The 19469-nt window shown below is 38.5% G+C and carries 17 protein-coding genes; 13 read left to right on the top strand and 4 right to left on the bottom strand.

Translation table 11 applies throughout. The features are described from left to right. The first annotated feature begins 601 nt into the window (after positions 1–601). The 8 genes from IJ00_RS27290 (at position 602) to IJ00_RS25940 (ending at position 13271) form a co-directional block, all read left to right on the top strand. The gene (locus tag IJ00_RS27290) at positions 602–4189 is read left to right on the top strand and encodes a filamentous hemagglutinin N-terminal domain-containing protein (protein WP_035158174.1); all 3588 of its coding nucleotides are present in this window, start codon (positions 602–604) and stop codon (positions 4187–4189) included. Positions 4190–4562: 373 nt separating this feature from the next. Further along, entirely contained in the window at positions 4563–5735 is a 1173-nt protein-coding gene (locus IJ00_RS25970; RefSeq protein WP_035158173.1) for an esterase-like activity of phytase family protein, read from the top strand. A 426-nt stretch (positions 5736–6161) separates the two neighbouring features. Beyond that, a complete protein-coding gene (locus IJ00_RS25965; RefSeq protein ID WP_035159661.1) occupies positions 6162–7775 on the top strand; it encodes a serine/threonine-protein kinase in 1614 nt (537 codons plus the stop codon). A gap of 54 nt (positions 7776–7829) precedes the next feature. Beyond that, entirely contained in the window at positions 7830–9332 is a 1503-nt protein-coding gene (locus IJ00_RS25960; RefSeq protein WP_035158172.1) for a serine/threonine-protein kinase, read from the top strand. 246 nt (positions 9333–9578) lie between these two features. Then, complete coding sequence (locus IJ00_RS25955; protein WP_035158171.1) at positions 9579–11996, top strand: dynamin-like GTPase family protein; 2418 nt, start codon at positions 9579–9581, stop codon at positions 11994–11996. A gap of 192 nt (positions 11997–12188) precedes the next feature. Continuing rightward, positions 12189–12584, top strand: a complete 396-nt coding sequence (locus IJ00_RS25950; protein WP_035158170.1) for a KGK domain-containing protein — start codon at positions 12189–12191, stop codon at positions 12582–12584. A 45-nt stretch (positions 12585–12629) separates the two neighbouring features. Then, the gene (locus IJ00_RS25945) at positions 12630–13010 is read left to right on the top strand and encodes a KGK domain-containing protein (protein WP_035158169.1); all 381 of its coding nucleotides are present in this window, start codon (positions 12630–12632) and stop codon (positions 13008–13010) included. Between the two features lie 15 nt (positions 13011–13025). Next, positions 13026–13271, top strand: coding sequence for an HNH endonuclease (locus IJ00_RS25940; RefSeq protein WP_035158168.1), 246 nt, complete (start codon positions 13026–13028; stop codon positions 13269–13271). 138 nt (positions 13272–13409) lie between these two features. On the opposite strand, the gene IJ00_RS30040 is transcribed toward IJ00_RS25940, so the two are convergent. Continuing rightward, positions 13410–13535, bottom strand: a complete 126-nt coding sequence (locus IJ00_RS30040; RefSeq protein ID WP_256388831.1) for a hypothetical protein — start codon at positions 13533–13535, stop codon at positions 13410–13412. A 7-nt stretch (positions 13536–13542) separates the two neighbouring features. On the opposite strand from IJ00_RS30040, the gene IJ00_RS25935 reads away from it, so the two are divergent. The 5 genes from IJ00_RS25935 (at position 13543) to IJ00_RS29310 (ending at position 16972) form a co-directional block, all read left to right on the top strand. Continuing rightward, complete coding sequence (locus IJ00_RS25935; RefSeq protein WP_238178399.1) at positions 13543–14058, top strand: TMEM175 family protein; 516 nt, start codon at positions 13543–13545, stop codon at positions 14056–14058. Positions 14059–14348: 290 nt separating this feature from the next. Continuing rightward, entirely contained in the window at positions 14349–14981 is a 633-nt protein-coding gene (locus tag IJ00_RS25930) for a ParA family protein (RefSeq protein ID WP_035159660.1), read from the top strand. 1 nt (position 14982) lies between these two features. Then, positions 14983–15780, top strand: coding sequence for a hypothetical protein (locus tag IJ00_RS27285; RefSeq protein ID WP_052754541.1), 798 nt, complete (start codon positions 14983–14985; stop codon positions 15778–15780). Positions 15781–15866: 86 nt separating this feature from the next. Beyond that, positions 15867–16778 carry a branched-chain amino acid transaminase gene (locus IJ00_RS25920; protein WP_035158166.1) on the top strand — a complete coding sequence of 304 codons (912 nt, stop codon included), beginning with the start codon at positions 15867–15869 and terminating at the stop codon, positions 16776–16778. Beyond that, on the top strand, positions 16778–16972 hold the full coding sequence (locus IJ00_RS29310; RefSeq protein ID WP_168163530.1) for a hypothetical protein: 195 nt from the start codon (positions 16778–16780) through the stop codon (positions 16970–16972). Before IJ00_RS25920 ends, IJ00_RS29310 begins: the two co-directional genes overlap by 1 nt. Before the next feature lie 29 nt (positions 16973–17001). On the opposite strand, the gene IJ00_RS25915 is transcribed toward IJ00_RS29310, so the two are convergent. The 3 genes from IJ00_RS25915 to IJ00_RS25905 all read right to left on the bottom strand — a co-directional run bounded on the left by IJ00_RS25915 (position 17002) and on the right by IJ00_RS25905 (position 19284). Further along, positions 17002–17268 carry a hypothetical protein gene (locus IJ00_RS25915; protein ID WP_035158164.1) on the bottom strand — a complete coding sequence of 89 codons (267 nt, stop codon included), beginning with the start codon at positions 17266–17268 and terminating at the stop codon, positions 17002–17004. A gap of 102 nt (positions 17269–17370) precedes the next feature. Continuing rightward, positions 17371–18564: a GNAT family N-acetyltransferase gene (locus tag IJ00_RS25910; protein ID WP_035158163.1), complete on the bottom strand. Its 1194-nt coding sequence runs from the start codon at positions 18562–18564 to the stop codon at positions 17371–17373. A gap of 39 nt (positions 18565–18603) precedes the next feature. Further along, positions 18604–19284, bottom strand: coding sequence for a RibD family protein (locus IJ00_RS25905; RefSeq protein ID WP_082127399.1), 681 nt, complete (start codon positions 19282–19284; stop codon positions 18604–18606). Between the last annotated feature and the right edge of the window lie 185 nt (positions 19285–19469).

Below are 19469 nucleotides of genomic sequence, written 5' to 3'. Positions count from 1 at the left end.
CTCAAACTTTTAAGACAAACCCCTATTTTTAAGTCAAATTTTATACCTATTGACAAGCGATTAGTATTGGGAACCCCTAGCACCAAGACTTAATACTTATTTCACAAATGACTTTTGGTATAGAATTTCATATTTTCTTGTTCACAAAATATTTTTTTCTGGTAATCTATATAACTATCACAGATAACAACAATTTGTCGGGGGAAAACCGGGCACAAATTTGCAATTGTTTTGTGAATATGCATGAAACTTTTCATCACTGATTTTGGATAAACTCAGTTTATTCATTCTATTTATGGTTAAAAACTTCCTTGACAAATCACATTTTGTATGGATTGAGTTTCTCGCCATAAATCTATGATAATTATCTACTTTTCTCTGCAATTTTGAAAAAACGTAGGGTAGGGGGAAACAGAATAATTCGGTTTGTCGAATCATTCCAGTACTTTTTACCCCACCCTAACCCTCCCCTTGCAAAGGGGAGGGAAAATTTCCCATCTTTATAAGGGGGACTAAGGGGGATAAGAGCAGCCTTATTCCTATGCGTTATTTTCCGATTGACATCTGCTAGTAAATTCTGCAAGTAAGAAATTATAAAATTATGAAAATTGTATCTTCTTTCCTTTTCCAAAGCTTATCTCTAGCGGCTTTAAGTTTTCTCGCATTCTGTAATTCTGCCCAAGCTCAAATTACATCTGATAATTCCACCTCAACTCAGGTGACAAACCCGGCAAACAACCAGTTTGATATTAATGGGGGGAAAGTTGTCGGCAAGAATTTATTTCATAGTTTTAAGGAATTTTCTGTTCCTAACTTAGGATTGGCGGATTTCAAAAATGCTACGGATATTCAAAATATTTTTAGTCGGGTGACGGGTGGAAATATTTCTAATATTTTAGGTACTATTAAAGCGGCGGGTTCTGCGAATTTATACTTGATAAATCCCACCGGAATTATTTTTGGGCAAAATGCCAGACTAGAGGTTGGTGGTTCTTTCTTTGCTAGTACTGCGGATAGTTTGGTGTTTGGGAATGAGTTTGAATTCAGCGCAAAAAACACTCAAGCACCACCGGATTTATTGAAAATAAATATTCCTACAGGGCTGAGATTTAGAGATAACCCTGGTAATATTACTAATTTCTCTAGGGCTAATAATGGTAATGGTTTAACAGTTCCTCAGGGTAAAACACTTGCCTTGATTGGTGGCGATGTCAAGTTAGATGGAGGTAGATTATTTGCTCCAGGAGGAAGGATTGAGCTTGGTGGTTTGAAACAAGCAGGAGTTGTGGGAATAAACAATAATACTTTACAGTTTTCCCAAGGTGTTGGTAGAGCAGATGTTTTATTTACTAATGATGCTTTTGTTGATGTAAGTCCTCTGGGAGTTCCAGGTGGCAATATATTTATCAATGCTCGCAATTTTGAAATGAATAAGGGTAGCAACATTTATGCTGGTATTTTTGGGCAAACAACACCCAAATCGAAAGCTGGTGATATCGTTATTAATGCTACGGATACGGTGAGAATTGATAACAGTTTTATTCGGAATAATATATACACGATAAATTCTTTAGGAAATGCAGGTGATATTTTCATCACTGCCAAGGATTTATTTGTTACAAACGGCGCACAGATTGCTGCTGGTAATAGAGGTGGAAGAGGAAACACAGGAAACATTAAAGTAGTTGTTGCAAATAGTGCCAAATTGGATGGTAAAAATAGTGGAATATTTGCTAATATCCTCGGTGGTGGAATTGGTAATGGTGGCGTTATTGATATCCAATCAGGTTCCCTAGATATTACAAACGGCGCACTAATAGAAGCTGCAATCGATAACAATGGGGAAGGGAAAGCAGGAACTATTAAAATTAATGTTAACGAGACTTTTACGCTTAGTGGTTTAAGTGAAATTAGTACTGAATTAGATACAGGGGCAAAAGGAAGAGGAGGAAATGTTTTCATCACCGCTAAAGATTTATTTATCATTGATGGAGCGCGGATTGGTGCTAATACTTTTGGTAATGGAGATGCGGGAAATATAACGATTAGAGCAAACAATAATTTTGTACTAGATGGTGTTAATAAGAATGGTAGGGCAAGTGGAATATTTAGTAATGTGAGATTAGGAGGCATCGGTAATGGTGGCATTATTGATATCAAGGCACGTAACTTTAGTATGTTAAATGGTGCAATAATTCAAGCGATCATTGGTACAAATAGCCAAGGCAAAGGGGGAACTATAAAAATTAATGTAGATGAAACTTTTCAGATGAGTAATTTAAGCGGTATTGATACTTTTATTAATAATGGAGCGAAAGGAACAGGAGGAGATATTTTTATCACTACCAAGGATTTATTTATCACTGATGGAGCGCAGATTAGTGCAAATACCTTTGGTAATGGAGATGCGGGAAATATAACGATTAAAGCAAACAATAATTTTGTGCTAGATGGCGTTAACAAAGATGGTACAGAGAGTGGAATATTTAGTAATGTGAGATTAGGAGCCATCGGGAATGGTGGCATTATTGATATCAAAGCACGTAACTTTAGTATGCTAAATGGTGCTTTGATTCAAGCAACGAGCAGAGCGTCAAAAAATAGACCTGATGATGATAAAGGTAAGGCTGGAACTATTAAAATTAATGTTGATGAGACCTTCAATATTAGTGGTTTGAGCAGCATTGATACTTTTCTCAGTCGCAATGCGAAAGGAAGAGGGGGAGATATTTTCATCACCACAAAAAACTTAATTGTTACTGATGGTGGACAAATCTTTACTAGTACATCTGGAAAAGGTAATGCTGGTAATGTGAATATCAGAGTTTTTGAAAAAGCCATTTTTAATGATACATCCTTGAATCAACCAAGTGGAGTGTTTAGCAACGTCAGTTCTGGTGGTGATGGTGATGGTGGAGTTATTACTATCAAAGCTGGTTCTCTTGATGTGACGAATGGCGCTCAAATATTAGCAGTCGTTCGTAGTGATTCCCTGGGAAATGGAGGTGATATTAATATTACCGTTGATGATACTTTGAAAGTAGGTGGAGTCAATTTTTATACTATTAATGGCAAAAAAAATAGTACTGTCAGTGCAATATCTGCTAGTTTGCGAGAAAATTCTATAGGTCGAGGAGGAAAAATTAAGGTTTCTGCTAAGAGTTTATTATTAACTGATGGTGGGCAAATTAGAACTAATAGCTATGGATTTGGTAACGCTGGAAATATTGACATTCTAGTTAGCGACAAAATTACATTATCTGGAAGTAATATAGAGCTTGATGATAATATCCCTAACGTAGTAGAAAGTGGAATATTTAGTAAAGTCTTCCCTGATGCTATTGGTAATGGGGGTAATATTTTCATAGACCCTCGACGTATTTTAATTAAAGATGGTGCTGGCATTTCTACAGAGAATAATGGTATTGGCAAAGGTGGAGATATTGAAATCATAGGTGGTGGTTTAACTCTAGATACTAAGAGTTTTATTTTTGCAACATCTCTCAATGGTACAGGTGGAAATATTAGTTTCAATCTCAGCGATTTTCTTTTGCTTCGTCGCGGTAGCGTGATAAAAACCGATGCTAAATTTGATGGAGGCAACATAACTATTAACACTCCCTTCATTGTTGCTTTCCCTAAGGAAAATAGTGATATCACTGCTAATGCTCAAAAAGGACGTGGGGGTAATATTCAAATTAATGCTCAAAGTATTTATGGTATTCAATCTCGTGCAGGTTTGACTTCAGAAAGTGACATTACTGCTAGCTCTGATACGGGTATTTCTGGTGTTGTGACGCTCAATAGTACCCAGATAGATGCTGCTTCTGGTTTAGTGACTCTCCCAGAAACGACGAATGATGCTTCTACCCAACTTGCTCAAAGCTTCTGCGCTAAGGGTAAGGGTAGCGAATTTATCATAGTTGGTAAGGGTGGACTTGCGGAGAATCCCACACAAACGTTGACTAGTGATAATGTGCGGGTTGGCTTGGCGGAGACTGTAGCTAATACAACTAATGCTGATAGTAATAATACTGTGAGCAAAAAAGATGTGAGCAGTAAGGATATTGTCCCGGCGAGGGGTTGGGTGATGAATGAGAAGGGTGAAGTGGTGTTAACTGCCTATGACCCCACACAAAGTTTACCAGCACGCGAGCAGAAAGCCTTGGCGATGTGTTCCCCCCGGTAACTCTTCTATGTTTAGTTGAGGGGCAAAACAGTAGTGGGAGTGTCTCGCTCCCTGTTTACTTCTAAAAAAACCGGAGTTCGATGAGCTTGGATACATTCGATAAATCGATAAAAACCTGACCCAACAGGGATTATAAATCCCCGTCTAACATCCAAAGTCCATTAAAAATGGACTCGAAATACAAATCGAATCCTTTGCTATCAGTCCTCTTGTAGAGGACTTGAGCAATTAGACGGCGATTTTTAATCGCTGGCTCAAACCGTCGAACTCAGATTGGATTTAATGCTATTTTCAGGTTGCTACCTACCCTTTTCCTCATCCCGAACTCCGGTTGACTACTCCTGACTCCCTACAAATCGCTTTCCCTCTCCCCATGCGTCAAAAAAGAAATTATTTAACCAAAATTTTTTATATTCTTGTTCCTCTGATTATCACGATAATTGTCTTCAACAGCATCCCTACTCCTGCGCTAGAAATCACCGGAATCGATTTTATCGGTTCAGCAGTTTTACCCAAGAATTTATCCTTTCAAAACACAATCGTTGGCGGGTTATCAGGTATTACCTATGATGCCAAGAATGACTTGTATTATGCCATTTCCGATGACCGCAGTCAAAAATCACCTGCTCGTTTTTACACATTAAAAATTAATCTCACCCAAGGTAAACTCCAAAATAAAGATGTCTCTATCGTTGGTGTGACTACCCTCTTAAATGAGCAAAATAAAACGTTTTCTCCCGGTACTATCGATACCGAGGGGATTGCCTTAACTGATAAATCTACTGTCTATATTTCCTCTGAAGGAGATGTTGCAAGTCAGGTAAATCCGTTTATCAAAGAATTTGCCCTAGCTACAGGTAAGGAGATTCGCAACCTACCCATTCCGGAAAAATTTCTCCCCGATCAAGATGGCAAAAAAGGTGTTCGCAATAATCTAGTATTTGAAAGCTTAACAGTTACACCTGATAATCGTACCCTATTTACAGCTACTGAAAACGCTCTAGTGCAAGATGGGGCAGAAGCCAAACCTGGTACGAGTAGCCCCTCGCGGGTTTTACAATACAATTTACTGACAAATCAGCCAGAGAAAGAGTTTCTCTACCCTACAGAAGCAGTTAAACCCTTAATCAATCTCCAAAATCGATACACTACAGGGATTCCCGATTTATTAGCTCTAGACAATCAAGGACATTTTCTCAGCATCGAGCGTGCATTTACGGGTTTAGGATTCTATATTGCCCTATTTCAAGTTGACTTCAGTAATGCCACTGATATCAGCAGTATTGAGAGTCTCTTAACCACAGATAGGAAAGATATTAAACCTGTACAGAAAAAGCTACTCCTGGACTTAAGAACCCTGGATGTACTCCTAGATAATACCGAAGGTTTGACCCTAGGCGCAAAATTACCCGATGGGGGGCGATCGCTAATTCTTGTCAGTGACAACAACTTTAATAACCTGCAACGTACTCAAATCCTGGCATTCAAGCTGAAAACAGAAAACCCCCTAATTCGGTTACTGCGTCGTTTATCACCTCAGCGCTAAATGCAAATCCAGGTAAATCTTGACAACACCAAATATCCTATACCCGTACATTCACTGATACATTTTAGCAATTTATTTATCGCTAAATATTGTTTCCGTGTAATTTCTCATCCAGATAGCTGATTCTGTATGTTAGATAAGATCTACCGGCTTCTACATAAGCTATCAGCATGATTTTATTGATTTTTTACAAACACTTACTTTTGCTTTAATTCCATCTCATGAATTCTCTACGGAATTCTCGATATTTCCTTTTTAAAATCAAACCATACCTAATCTGAATTGTGCAAGATTGGAAGTCAGGAATCAAATAAAGTCTTTGACTCAAGTAAGGATTCCCCATTCCCGTTCACTATTGTTTCAAGCAATTAATAAAGACTATTTATATTTCTCTCATAGAAAGTGGAAGATAAAATCAATAAAAATATGCTACAGAATGAAGTTACTAGAGATTTTATCCCGAAAACAGAATTAGATATTTATATTGGCAAGTTTCTCAATAATCGCTATCTAATTCGAGATTTAGTTGGTAAAGGTGGTATGGGTAGAGTCTACCTTGCCGAGGATGCTGCCAAAGGTGGAATGCCAGTAGCCATTAAAATTCTTAACATGAATTTGGATGATCAACAAACATCCCAAAGGTTTGCGAGAGAAATATTTATTGGCGCTCAATTAGGTAGAAAAAATCAACATATTATCCGCGTTTTGAGCTACGGAATTACCGAAGACAAAATTCCTTTTTATGTAATGGAATATTTACAGGGTAAAACTCTCAAAACTATTTTGAAATTTCATACTTTATCAATATCAGAATTTTTAAACTATTGTCAGCAAATATGTGTCGGTTTACAATGTGCCCACCAGGGAGTTAATCTCAAGGGAGAGACATATCCGATTATTCATCGAGATATTAAACCAGAAAATATTTTTATTATTGATGATAATAAACAGGGAGAAATTGTCAAAATTCTTGATTTTGGCATTGCTAAATTTTTGAGTGAACGTTCTGGAATGACTCTCACCGAGTCTTTTATCGGTAGTTTACCCTACTGCTCTCCCGAACATATGGAAGGCAGAAAATTACTAGATGTCAGATCGGATATTTATAGTTTAGGTGTATTGATGTATGAAATGCTGGCAGGTAAGCACCCATTTCATATGAAAAGTAAATCCTTTGGAGACTGGTATCAAGCACATCGTTTTGAAGCACCACCACAACTTGATAAAGTAGTATCCAAGGTGAAAATTCCTCAGGAATTACAAAATTTAGTTATGGGTTGTTTAGCCAAGGATGTAAATGCTCGTCCATCTAGTATAAATGAGATTTTGCTCACCCTAGAAAAAGTTAAACAGCAAGTAAATAAAACTCTGCCTGATACCGATAATTCAGATAATTATCTTTCCTTACAATTAGTACCTGTAACTACAATTTCAGAGCAGGTATGTTTACAAAAAACTTGGCCCAAAAACAAGCCAATAGCACCTATTTGTTTCCCCCATTTATTACATACTCAGCAAGGTAATTCTGCTACCCTGTGGGCAATGTTACCCCTCAAGGAGATTGAAAAGCTCTCAGAGAAAATTAACTGCACTGAGTTTGTATTTGAAAAGGATTTGTATCCTGCTATTCTTTGGATTACTGTCCTTTCTGATATCAAATTACAATTAACTCGTTGGCTATCCTATTGTTTAGATTTAAAGGATAGTAGGGGGCAAAGAATCGTCAAAGTTTTAGCAGAAACAGGCTATTATCACTTACTATTTTTTGCCATAGAAGAACCTAATAAGTGTCGTCAGGTATTGACTTTAAGCCTAAATACACAACAACGTCAGCAATTGTTAGATTGGTTAGACTCTAGCCATAAAAATAATGTGATGCTATCACTCCATGATAGTAAAAATATGCTGAAAGCTAAATATGAAAAGCTCAAGCCAGAAATTATTCATTACTTAACCAATCAGCAGCAACCTAATCCACACAAAGTCAAATCTTGGTTGGGTAAAATTGTCAGGAGATTTTTACAAAAATTTTCATATTAGCCCGTGAATATGACTTAAATATACAATTTTATTTTTCGGGTGGAGTAATTCAAAGTGAATAAGCATATATATATTTCCCCTGTTAGTAATCAGCTAATTGCCAAACGCTATCAGATTCAGCAGTCAATTGGTAGAGGGGGGATGGGTGAGGTTTTTTTAGCTAAAGATATTCTCCTCGGTGGAGTAACTGTTGCCGTTAAGTTTATCACGGGTAAATTTATTGATCAGAAAATTCAAGAAGATTTTGCCAGGGAAGCGCAGATTTGTGCTGCTTTGAGTCATAAAAGCATACACATTGTCAGAGTTACAGATTTTGGTGTGAGTGAGGATGAGAAACCTTTTTATGTCATGGAATATCTTTCTGGGAATAGTCTCAAAGATTTAATTCCCTTACCATTAACAACATTTCTCAAGATTTCACGTCAAATCTGTCTCGGATTACAATGCGCTCATAAAGGCTTAAATATTAATGGGAAGGTTTATTCTTTAGTACATCGAGATATCAAACCTGCAAATATATTAATCTTACAGGATCCTATATTAGGTCAATTGGCGAAAATTTTAGATTTTGGGATTGCTCGATTCGTAAATCATGGTGATATTTGTAGCACTAATCAAATATTTCATGGCACAGTAGCTTACTGCTCTCCAGAACAATTAAATAATAGCGAATTAGATAGTCGCTCTGATATTTATAGTTTGGGAGTGATGATGTATGAAATGCTGACTGGTTGTAAACCTTGGCAACCCGAAAGTGAATTATTTGGTGCTTGGTATAAGATACATAATTTTGAAAAACCGAGGACATTTCATGAAGTTAATCCCCACCTCAAAGTACCCAAGGAATTAGAGAAATTAATCTTGGCTTGTCTAGAAAAAAAAGTTTGCGATCGCCCCCAAAACTTAACAGAGGTTCTGCAAGTATTAGAAGGGTTAGAAAATACAGAAAAAATTGCTCACCATAAAATATCACAAAGTATTTATCATCAGCCAAAATTAGATAATCATATAGAGCAAGCTTGTCGGCAATTAACCTGGAAAAAGAATAAACCGATTCAAACAATTGTTTTTCCTCACTTTGTCAAAACCCCCCAGGATTCTGTAACTGCGCTCTGGTTAATGATGCCACAGGAAGATATTCGTAACTACTCTCTCTGTCGTTGCTATAATTATTTTCTTCCCATATCTGCACCCCATCCGATGCTGTTGTGGGTGACATTAATTTATCATTCTAATCTCCCACCCAAGTGGCTACCTTGTTATTTAGATTTACATAATTCCCATCATTATCAGTTAGTGAATGCACTCTTAAATCATGAATGCTATCCTTTGATTTTCTTCACCTTAGAAAAACCTAATAATTGTGTCAATGTTCTCAGCTGTCGTATAGAAAACCATCAACAGCAAATGTTAAAAAGTTGGTTAGAGTCTAACAAAAATTTACCCTCTTCTAGCAATCCTCAACTCAGCAAAAATATTTTGCGCAAACAGTATCAACAAATGCAGGCAAAGATTCTCCAACAACTTAAGGCAGTTTCATCCGTAGCAATAGTTTAAACCTGAACAAGTAATCAGTGATTTTATATCAATTAAATATTTATCAACTGATGTAAAATTAGAACTTATGTAGAGGCAATACTATACCTCATCAGAAGCTTAAAAGTAATCTGCAATCATCATTTTTTCCTCACTACTGCCTAAGTTATATTAATGCTTAATGCTGAAGCGCTTTATGTATAACTACGGACGTATAGCTAGAGGTTAAGTTAATAAAATATATAGAATATTTCTTAAATATGTTTTATGACTCAGCTTCTACCCCAGTGTGAAAACTTGCAATCACAAGTAGATTCTATTCTTCAACTGTTACAGCAAGAATCTCACCTTCGGAACTATGATACAACAGCAATCAAGACTTCCTTAAATAAGGCGATCGCCCCCAAATTCGAGATTGTCTTCGCAGGTGCATTTAGTGCTGGCAAATCAATGCTAATTAACGCACTACTAGAACGAGAGCTATTATATAGTGCAGAGGGACACGCCACCGGTACGGAATGTAAAATTGAATATGCACCACCGGGAGAAGAGCGAGTCGTATTAACATTTTTAAGTGAAGCAGAAATTAGAGATCAGGCAATCTCTTTATGTCAAAGATTAGGATTTGATACAGTTGCTAATATTAATCGCCCAGAGGTAAGTGATTTACTCACAGAAGGTTGTCAAACTATTATCCAAAAAGAGGGTGGTGAGGGGAAATCAGAGCGCGCAAAACAAGCAAAAGCATTAATTTTATTGCTAGAAGGATATGTGAATAATCGAGAGCATATCCACACAGTCATGAATGCTACCTATTCCATGGAAAAATTCAATTTTACTAATCTCAAGGAAGCTGCAAGTTATGCTCGTCGAGGTAGTAATAGTTCCGTATTGCGACGTATTGAATACTACTGTCACCATCCCCTACTAGAAGATGGGAACGTGATTATCGATACACCCGGAATTGATGCACCCGTGGAAAAGGATGCACAGTTAACCTATGCAAAGATTCAAAATCCTGATACTTCTGCGGTGGTGTGTGTGCTAAAACCTGCATCTGCGGGGGATATGACGAAGGAAGAAACCCAACTTTTAGAAACGATGCGGGGAAATGGGGGGATACGCGATCGCGTGTTTTATATATTCAACCGTATTGATGAAACTTGGCACAATACCCAGCTGCGTCAACGTCTGGATGATTTGATTCTGAATCAGTTTCGAGAAAACTCTCGTGTGTACAAAACTAGCGGATTGTTAGGATTCTATGGCAGTCAAATTAAACAGACAAGTGGTAAAGATAGATTTGGTTTAGATTCTGTTTTTAGTGAAAGTGTTAAAGGTTTAGATGGAGAGGAAGAAACACCACAATTTGTCAATGAATTTCTCCGTTATTGTAGTAATTCGGGTAAATTGACTCAGTTTCGTGTTTCTGTGAATAGCTTTGAAACTCCCAATGAGAACTATACACGAATTTTAGCAGAGCAGGGACAACCTTTAATTAATCGACTGATTCAAGATAGTGGAGTCGAAGAGTTTCGTACTGCGATTACCCGTTACTTAACAGAAGAAAAACGCCCTCAACTATTTAAAGTTTTAGCAGATGACTTAGAAGATGCTTGCATTCAACTAAAAAAATCCTATCAGGAAATGCAGCGCAATTTAGATAGTCAACCGCGAGAAATTGAGGCAATGAAAGTACAAGAGTTACAACGTCTCAACCAACAGTTACAGCAGGTAGGTAAGGATTTTAGCGAGTATATTACAACAGAAGTCAATCGAATTATTACTAATAATTGTGATGCGTTTGAAAGTGATTTTCGCCAATTGCAAGTCAAAATGATTCGGCGATTAGATGAATTATTAGATACTTTTTCCGTGGCAGATGCTTACCGTCGAGCAACTTACAGCCATCCTCGCAACGCGACAGCACCACTTTTGGCAATTTTAGTTGAGGCATTTTATTATTTAGCCAATCAACTAGAAGATATTTTAGTGGCATCTTGCCAAGAGTTGGTGACTAATCTTTTCCAACGTTTATTAGATGATATCCGTAAAGCCGACTTCTACCGTCAATTATACCGTTTATTGGGTAATGATAGCGGAATTGAACAGGAATTAAAGCTATTAGAAAAAGATGTACTTCACGGGTTAGTAAGTAATGCAAAGGTAGAGTGCGATCGCTTTGTCAGAGAAAGTCCTAGATTTTACGATGAAGGTACTTTTTCAATTTACCAATTCCGGCAAACTTTGTTGCAAACTTCCCAAGGTTATGACTGTGAAAGTATGGTGGAAGCTGAACCCGCAATTCGACAATTGTTGAAGCTCGATTTTGAACCCAAGGTAAACGAAACGATTCGCAAAAATTTCCGCCAAACGGTGAATCAGGTTCTGAAAACCCAGCTATTACCCATGGCTGATAAACAAGCTGATGATATTTTACAGCAATATGCCCAGGCACGAGCCTATTTAGAAACTACTTTGCAACAGGAAGCAGAGGAAAAAATTATCCAAAACCAGCGTTTGTTAGGAACAGTTGAACAAAAAATTATTGCTTACAATTTGGCTGTGGGTAATATTAATAGTTGCTTGCAGAGTATGGGTTTGTATGAGCATCTTTTACCTGTAATCGAGGATTTAGAATCTGTAGCGACGGAGGAGAATGTATTTGTTACGGCTACAGTTTAAAAGTTTGTAGTAGCGTTATCTTTGTTGTCATTTAGTACATTAAATGTAGGTTGGGTGCAGGCTTTGTATAACCCAACATGATCTGAATCACCCAATGTATATATTGGTATCGGGTTTCACTTTGTTCAACCCAACCTACTTCTAAATGTTAAAATTCTAGAATTTGATTATTTTTAAGGAGAAAATAAAAAAATGCCAGAAACTTTTAAAAAGATTGACTGTAATGATAATGATGTAGTTTCTTTTTCTGATAATTACACATACAAAGTCGGTAAAATTCGAGAAGCCTTGAGAAAATCATTGAATGTTAATTTGGGTAATCAATTAAATCATGAATTAAAAAATAAAGGAGTTAACTTGAATGTAGATGGACATCCTGCCAAAAACCCTCCACATCAGCACTGGTTACAGAATGGTATTGAATGTGAAATTCTCCAATTAGGTTATGAAAACTGGAAGAAAGGAAAAATGAAAATCGAAGTCAGTATAGAAATTATCATTGAGGAAGAAAATGTAGATGATTTGGATAATTGCAACTCAGTTATTCTCCCTCCTGAGTCACCTTTGGATGATTTCAGAAGAATGTAATGATTCTGACAAATAATAAATGATGATTTATCGAGGAATAATACTATGAATAATGAATTTCGCAAATTAGGTAAAGAATCTGATACAGATGATGCAATGATATATATTGATAGCCATAGCTTTAAAGTCATTGACATGACTCAATATATAGTAAAAGCATTTTTTGGTGAGTTTTGGGAAAAATTAAGAAATAAATTGTCATCAGAAGGAAGAGGAAGTATACCTTATTCCCGCTCTATTAGTTCTTGGTTTAATGAAGGTATGGAATGTGAGCTTCTTGTACCTGGTAAAAAATGGCAGAAAGGAAAAGTCAGAATTAAAATATCCCTAGAATTTGCCCCAGATGAACTAGAAATAGAAGAAACACCCGAATCAGAATCACCTCTGGAAGATATTCGTCGGCAAATCAGTCAAATAACACAATAAAATCACGCAATAGTTATGGCAAAAACTCCGCGTATTCCTATCCCGAAAGAAGTGCGTCAATATGTTTTGCAACGCGATCAGTATCAATGTCAAAGTTGTGGCAAGAAAGAGACAGAAAGCCAATTAACCATTGACCATATCATACCCCTTGCCCGTGGTGGTCAAAATGATATGAGTAATTTACAAACTCTTTGCCTTACCTGCAACCAAAGAAAAAATGATAAGCTCGACTCCCGTTTTCGTCGTCATTTTAAAACTTAACAAGAGGAAGCAAGCTCAAAACCTTGATTTTTCATGGTGACTGTATCAGTCATATTTCATCACAGCGATCGCCACTAATTTTAAATCTGCATCAAACTCTACAGGGATGCTTTGCCCAATTATCCCCTATCCCTTTGATTATTTTCCTAGGGGAGCGATCGCCATGACTACAAGACTGCGAAAATAAGGAAAATCAGATGATGCCATCAATATGGAGAAAAACCGATTAGAAGCATTCAGTGATGGTGTAATTGCTATCATCATCACCATCATGGTACTAGAATTAAAAGTTCCCCATGAAGCCGATTTAGCCGCTCTCAAACCACTGATACCAGTATTTTTTAGCTATGTTTTGAGTTTTATTTACCTCGGTATTTACTGGAGTAATCATCATCATTTATTACAAGCAGTCAGATATGTTAATGGTAGGGTACTGTGGGCGAATCTGCATTTACTATTCTGGTTATCACTGATTCCTTTCGTGACTGGATGGTTAGGTGAAAACCATTTAGCCCCCTTGCCCGTAGCTCTGTATGGCGTAGTCTTATTATTAGCAGCGATCGCCTACACAATTCTTACCACTACCCTAGTTGCTCATCACGGTAAAGATTCCACCTTGGCGATCGCCCTCGGTCGAGACTTCAAAGGTAAAATATCTCTAGGAATCTATACAGTGGCAATTTTAATTTCCTTCGTCAACTCCTGGGCTGCTTGTCTGTTATACACCCTAGTAGCCATCATTTGGCTCATCCCCGATCGCCGCATCGAAAAAACCCTTAACTCCTGACATACCCCAATCAAGCAAGGTATTTTTTCCCATTACTCCCTACTCCTTACTCCTTACTCCCTACTCCCTACTCCCTACTCATTTATAGTCACAATTGCCTGGTATTCTGGTATTTATGAGTATTACGGATTAAGACAAATCTCCAAAGGGTTTGGTTTTTAACCAACTTTGAGAGTTTAAGTCCCCTGCTTCTATAAGCAGCGTGTTTTGTGTCTGGGTTTAAATCCCCGTAACAAAACGTAATTACGAATTACGAATTACGAATTACGAATTATTTTAAAGTGGCAGCAATTCCCAAAATCATCGCTATCCTCAACGGCAAAGGGGGAGTAGGTAAAACAACCACCGCAGTCAACCTAGCGGCAACTTTCGCTGAAGAGAAAAAAGTCTTGTTGATAGATGCAGATATTCAGGGTTCTGCGAGTTGGTGGTTTGGACGTAGCCAGAATACCATGGGGTTCGATTTATCCCAAGAAGTAAATCCTCAATTATTAGGTGATTTAAAGAAGATTACAGGTTACGATCTAATAGTGGTTGATACACCTCCAGCACTGCACTCGGAAGCATTAGCAAAAGTAGTGGCGATCGCAGACTATTTGGTTTTGCCCACACCACCAGCACCAATGGATTTAACAGTCCTAATTGATACCGTGAGAGCAGCAGTTACCCCCGTGGGAACCCCCCACCGAGTATTACTCACGAAAGTTGATACCCGCAGTTTAGGAGAAGCACTAGAAGCACAAAATACTCTCATGCAATTAGGAATACCCGCTTGCCATGCCTTCATTCGTGCCTACAAAGCCCATGAGCGGGCAGCATTAGAAGGTGTAGCAATTACCAAATGGCGCGGGAAAAATGCGCGAGAAGCCGAATCTGACTATCGCCGTGTAGCTAATGAATTACAGCGTGATTGGAGAAAGTAAAATGCCGAGAAAACGTCTTGCTGATTTGTTGAAAGAAGAAGCACAAACCAACCCATCCCCAGAAAATACAGAAACTAACGCAGTGATTGATGTCACCGCAACCCCAGTCTCTGAAAAATCAGAATTAACTACCCTAAATCCTGACACCGAAAATATCATCAAAAAGTTACAAGCAGAGTTAGAAACATCACGGCAGGAAACAACAGATTTACACCAGAAAATATCTCAATTAGAGTCAGTGGCTCAAGATTTAGCAGCCACTCAACAAAGGGAAAGCAACCTACAACAACAAATAACAGAATTGACAACTACTATTACTACCCTAGAAAAAGCCCAAAAGCATCAGGCACAGCTGCAAGAAAAAGTCACAGAATTAACAGCGACTATTACTACCCTAGAAAAAGCCCAAAAACATCAGGCAAAGCTACAAGAAAAAGTCACAGAATTAACAGCGACTATTACTACCCTAGAAAAATCTCAAAAGCATCAGGCAAATCTCCAAGAGAAAATTACTACCCTGGAATTAACCTTAGCTGAAGAGCAAAATATGACTGAAAGGTTAAAAAAAGAACTCTATGACGCTAAAAAAGATGCTCTGCAATTAGCAGAATCTAACTCTCAACTTACCGCAGAACTCACTAACTTGAAACAAGGAAAAACCAGCAGCATCGTCAGAAAAGAAGCAGAAATCGCCAAATCCCTCTCCTACAGAAAATCCCATCGTGCCCCAGAAAGGGTTCCCCTCACACCACCAACGGAAAGAGAGGATAATTCATCACAGATGTGGCTTCTCGATTAGAGAAAATCTCAAATTGAAATGCTATTATCGACAGCGTTCCCTCTAAGAGAACGCCGTTATTTTTTCATTTCCCCAACTGGATAGTTATGTACAATTTTTTACCTATTGCTTATTTCCAAGATAAATTTGTACCCTTTGCCGAGGCGACAATCTCCATTGCCACCCATGCTTTACACTATGGTACAGGAGCTTTTGGAGGAATGCGAGGTATTCCCAATCCGGAAAATCCCTCTCAAATTCTGCTGTTTAGACTTGATCGCCATTCTCAAAGACTCAGCCAAAGCGCCAAGTTTCTGCACTATAATTTACCCGCGACCAAAATTCAAGAAACTATTATTGAATTTGTTAAGAAAAATCGACCGACAAGTTCTTTTTATATTCGTCCTTTCGTTTATACTTCCGATTTAGGGATTGCCCCTAGATTACATAATATTGATAAGAATTTCGCCGTTTATGGCATTGAATTAGGTGATTATCTTTCCCCCGCAGGTGTGAGTTGCCGGATTAGCTCTTGGCAGCGTCAGGAAGATGCTAGTTTCCCCCTACGAGGTAAAATTTGTGGTGCTTATATTACCTCTTCCCTGGCAAAAACAGAAGCGGCGGAATCTGGTTTTGATGAAGCTATCCTGATGAATTCCCAGGGGAAAGTCAGCGAAGCTTCGGGGATGAATATCTTTGTAGTCAGAAATGGGCAAATTATTACCCCTGGTTTCGACCATGATATTTTGGAAGGGATTACCAGGGATAGTGTAGTGACAATTGCCAAGAATTTTGGGATTCCGGTGATTGAAAGAGCCGTAGATAAATCGGAGTTATTGATTGCTGATGAAGTCTTTCTCAGTGGTACTGCGGCAAAAGTTGTGCCAGTGAATCGGATTGAAAATTATTATCTCCCAGAAAATCGACCAATTAGTGAAAAAATCCGCGAAAAGCTGGTAGCAATTACGGAAAATCGTGATTCTGAGTACCAGGATTGGGTTTTCCCCATTGATATTTAGTGGATTTAGCTCACTGGCGATCGCTATTTTGCAAAAGTCTACAAGGGGGCGCTATTTTGCAAAAGTCTACAAGGGGGCGCTATTTTGCAAAAGTCTACAAGGGGGCGCTATTTTGCAAAAGTCTACAAGGGGGCGCTATTTTGCAAAAGTCTACAAGGGGGCGATCGCCAACCAATCTCAAAGTTGATAATTAATAATTATTCTTCAAAAGGATTCCATAACATTATTTATCTCGACCAGGAAGTTCCCTATCTTGTCTTACATCCCTCTGCCAAGCTACCGGATCGATTTCTGTAAAAGCTTGTGTTTGTGCTAGTTTTTCCAACACTGCTGCCATTCTTTTACCTCGTCCAGTTGCTTCTGGTATTGGCTCATCTTCCAGAATTGTCACTAAGACCTGTACTCCGATTTCATCTCTAGAAAGGGGTTTTACTTCGTCTCCCCAATGCAACAAATTTCCTCTTAAGATTGCTCTAAATGTTTGGAACATGATTAAGTCTGAAATCTAATGGTATTAGGAATAATTGGATTCTAACTGTTGTCAGACCTGGAAGTGATGAACCCAAGCAGGAAATCCCAAGAAAAGCTGATCTCAGGGATTCTCCAGACTCTTGGGTTGAGCAAAGGGTAACTCTGCGTTAATAGCATCTATTTCTTGTTGTTCATGTACATTCACCTCACGGATATGGGCAGATAATATTTGCCCCAGACGATGATTGTAGAAGCGATGGAGACTATAATTCCCAGTCGCTGGAAACCCTCGGCGTTTTTTATGTCTGCCACCCGCACCGGGATCAAAGAGTTGGATATTATTGGCGATCGCCCACTCAATCGGCGCATAATAACAAGCATCAAAATGTAGGCAATCTATCTCTTGGAAACTGCCCCAGTAGCGCCCATACAACCTCTCATCCTTGAATAAACAAAAAGACATTCCCACAGGTTGCCCTGGTTTTCCATCCCCGTAGGCAGCAAAAAATACTACCCGATGGCGGTAATTATCATGTAACTGCTGAAAAAACTTCTTTGTCAGGTACTTACTCCCCCACCAGCCAAACTTATCGCAAGTATCAGCATAAAAATCATACATCAAGGAAAACATCGACAGAGGAATTTCTTCCCCCGTGACTGCTTGTAGTCGTAAACCAGCTTTTTCCACTGCTTTGCGCTCTCGTTTAATATTTCGTCGCTGGTTAGCATTAAAAACTTGCAAGTAACCATCAAAACTCTCAAAACCCGAATTCTGCCAAATATAACTATGGTGTAACCAGGGAGTATAACCCTGCTGTTCAGCAATTTTTTGCCATTGGGGATCAACATAGAGAAAATGACAGCCAGATATGCGATTTCGCTGGCAAAAACTATCGATTTCCCGTAACATCAGCGTGGTAATTTCTACCTCATCTTCCCCCGGAGCAATTAAAAATCGATATCCCTCTGCCGGAGTAAAAGGAGCCATTCCCAAGAGCTTCGGGTAATATTCCACCCCAATTCTTTGAGATAATTCTGCCCATTGCTGATCAAAGACAAACTCCCCGTAACTATGTCCTTTGAGATACAGAGGAGCCACAGCAATCAGACTGCGATCGCGCCACAATGTTAAATGATTGGGCAACCAACCTGTTTTTGCTGTAGCACTTCCAGAGCTTTCTAAATTATGTAACCAATCCCACTCGAAAAAGGGTGTTTTCAGTGACATTGCCAAAGCATCCCAAGCAGTCTGGGGAACTTCAGCAATCTGATTAATCCAGGCAACAGAATAACGCGGTTTGAGTTGTTCCACCATCACGGGTTTCCGAAACAAAGCTTTTTTGAGTTTAATTGATCAAATCAATCTGTAGTGTAAAAAGACTTCTTGGTTAATTCTCTCCACTTCTAAGAGCTCTAACTGAGGGTAATTATCAGCTAAAAAACCTATGCCAGATACAGGAGTCGGCGCGATCGCCCCACCAATAATTATCGGACACACAGTCAGCCAAATTTCATCAATAAATTTCAATGCCAATAGGGAAGCCACCACATCACCTCCACCGAGAACAGATAATTGTGCTATACCCAAAGTGGTTAGGTATTTTAAGGCTGTGGCAATGTCTACTTTTCCTGTGGCTGTTTCAAATGTCATGACTCGCTCAAATTCTGCCCGATTTTGCCAAAAAATTGCCCCCGCAGTGGTGGTAATTAACCAGCGTTTTATCGGTTGTTGAAAGAAACGCATCTCCGGATCCAGATGAGCAGAGTCTGTAAGTACTATATGAACTGGTTGTGAGGGTTTACCAGCCCTGATTCGCTTTAGTATCAGTTCAGGGTGTGATACGGTAAGAGTTGTACCGTAAGCGCGCAAAGTCCCAGCGCCAAATAAAACCCCATCGGCAGTGGCAATTTGCTTTTCCAGGTGTGTTTTGTCAACCTTTGAACCAAACCGTGCAGGCGATCGCGCCACATCTGCTATTTTGCCATCTGCACTCATTGCCAAAACCACAGTGGTATGAGGACGATGTTTTAACATAAGCTTGTTTTGAGCTTGAATTTATCAATTGGAGATTGGAGATTGGTGAAAATTGCCTCATATATTCAGCTTTAATTGCCAAATCTGGCAACATCTGGATAATCAGGCATCTTTCCTCAGAAAAATTCGCCCCCATCTGAAATCGAAAATTGTTCAGACTGTTGATTTTGACAAAAAATAACGAT

The organism is Calothrix sp. 336/3, from assembly GCF_000734895.2.
Classification (GTDB): Bacteria; Cyanobacteriota; Cyanobacteriia; order Cyanobacteriales; family Nostocaceae; genus 336-3.
Note: the sequence above shows the minus strand (reverse complement) of the source record. Positions and strands in the feature narration are given on the sequence as shown.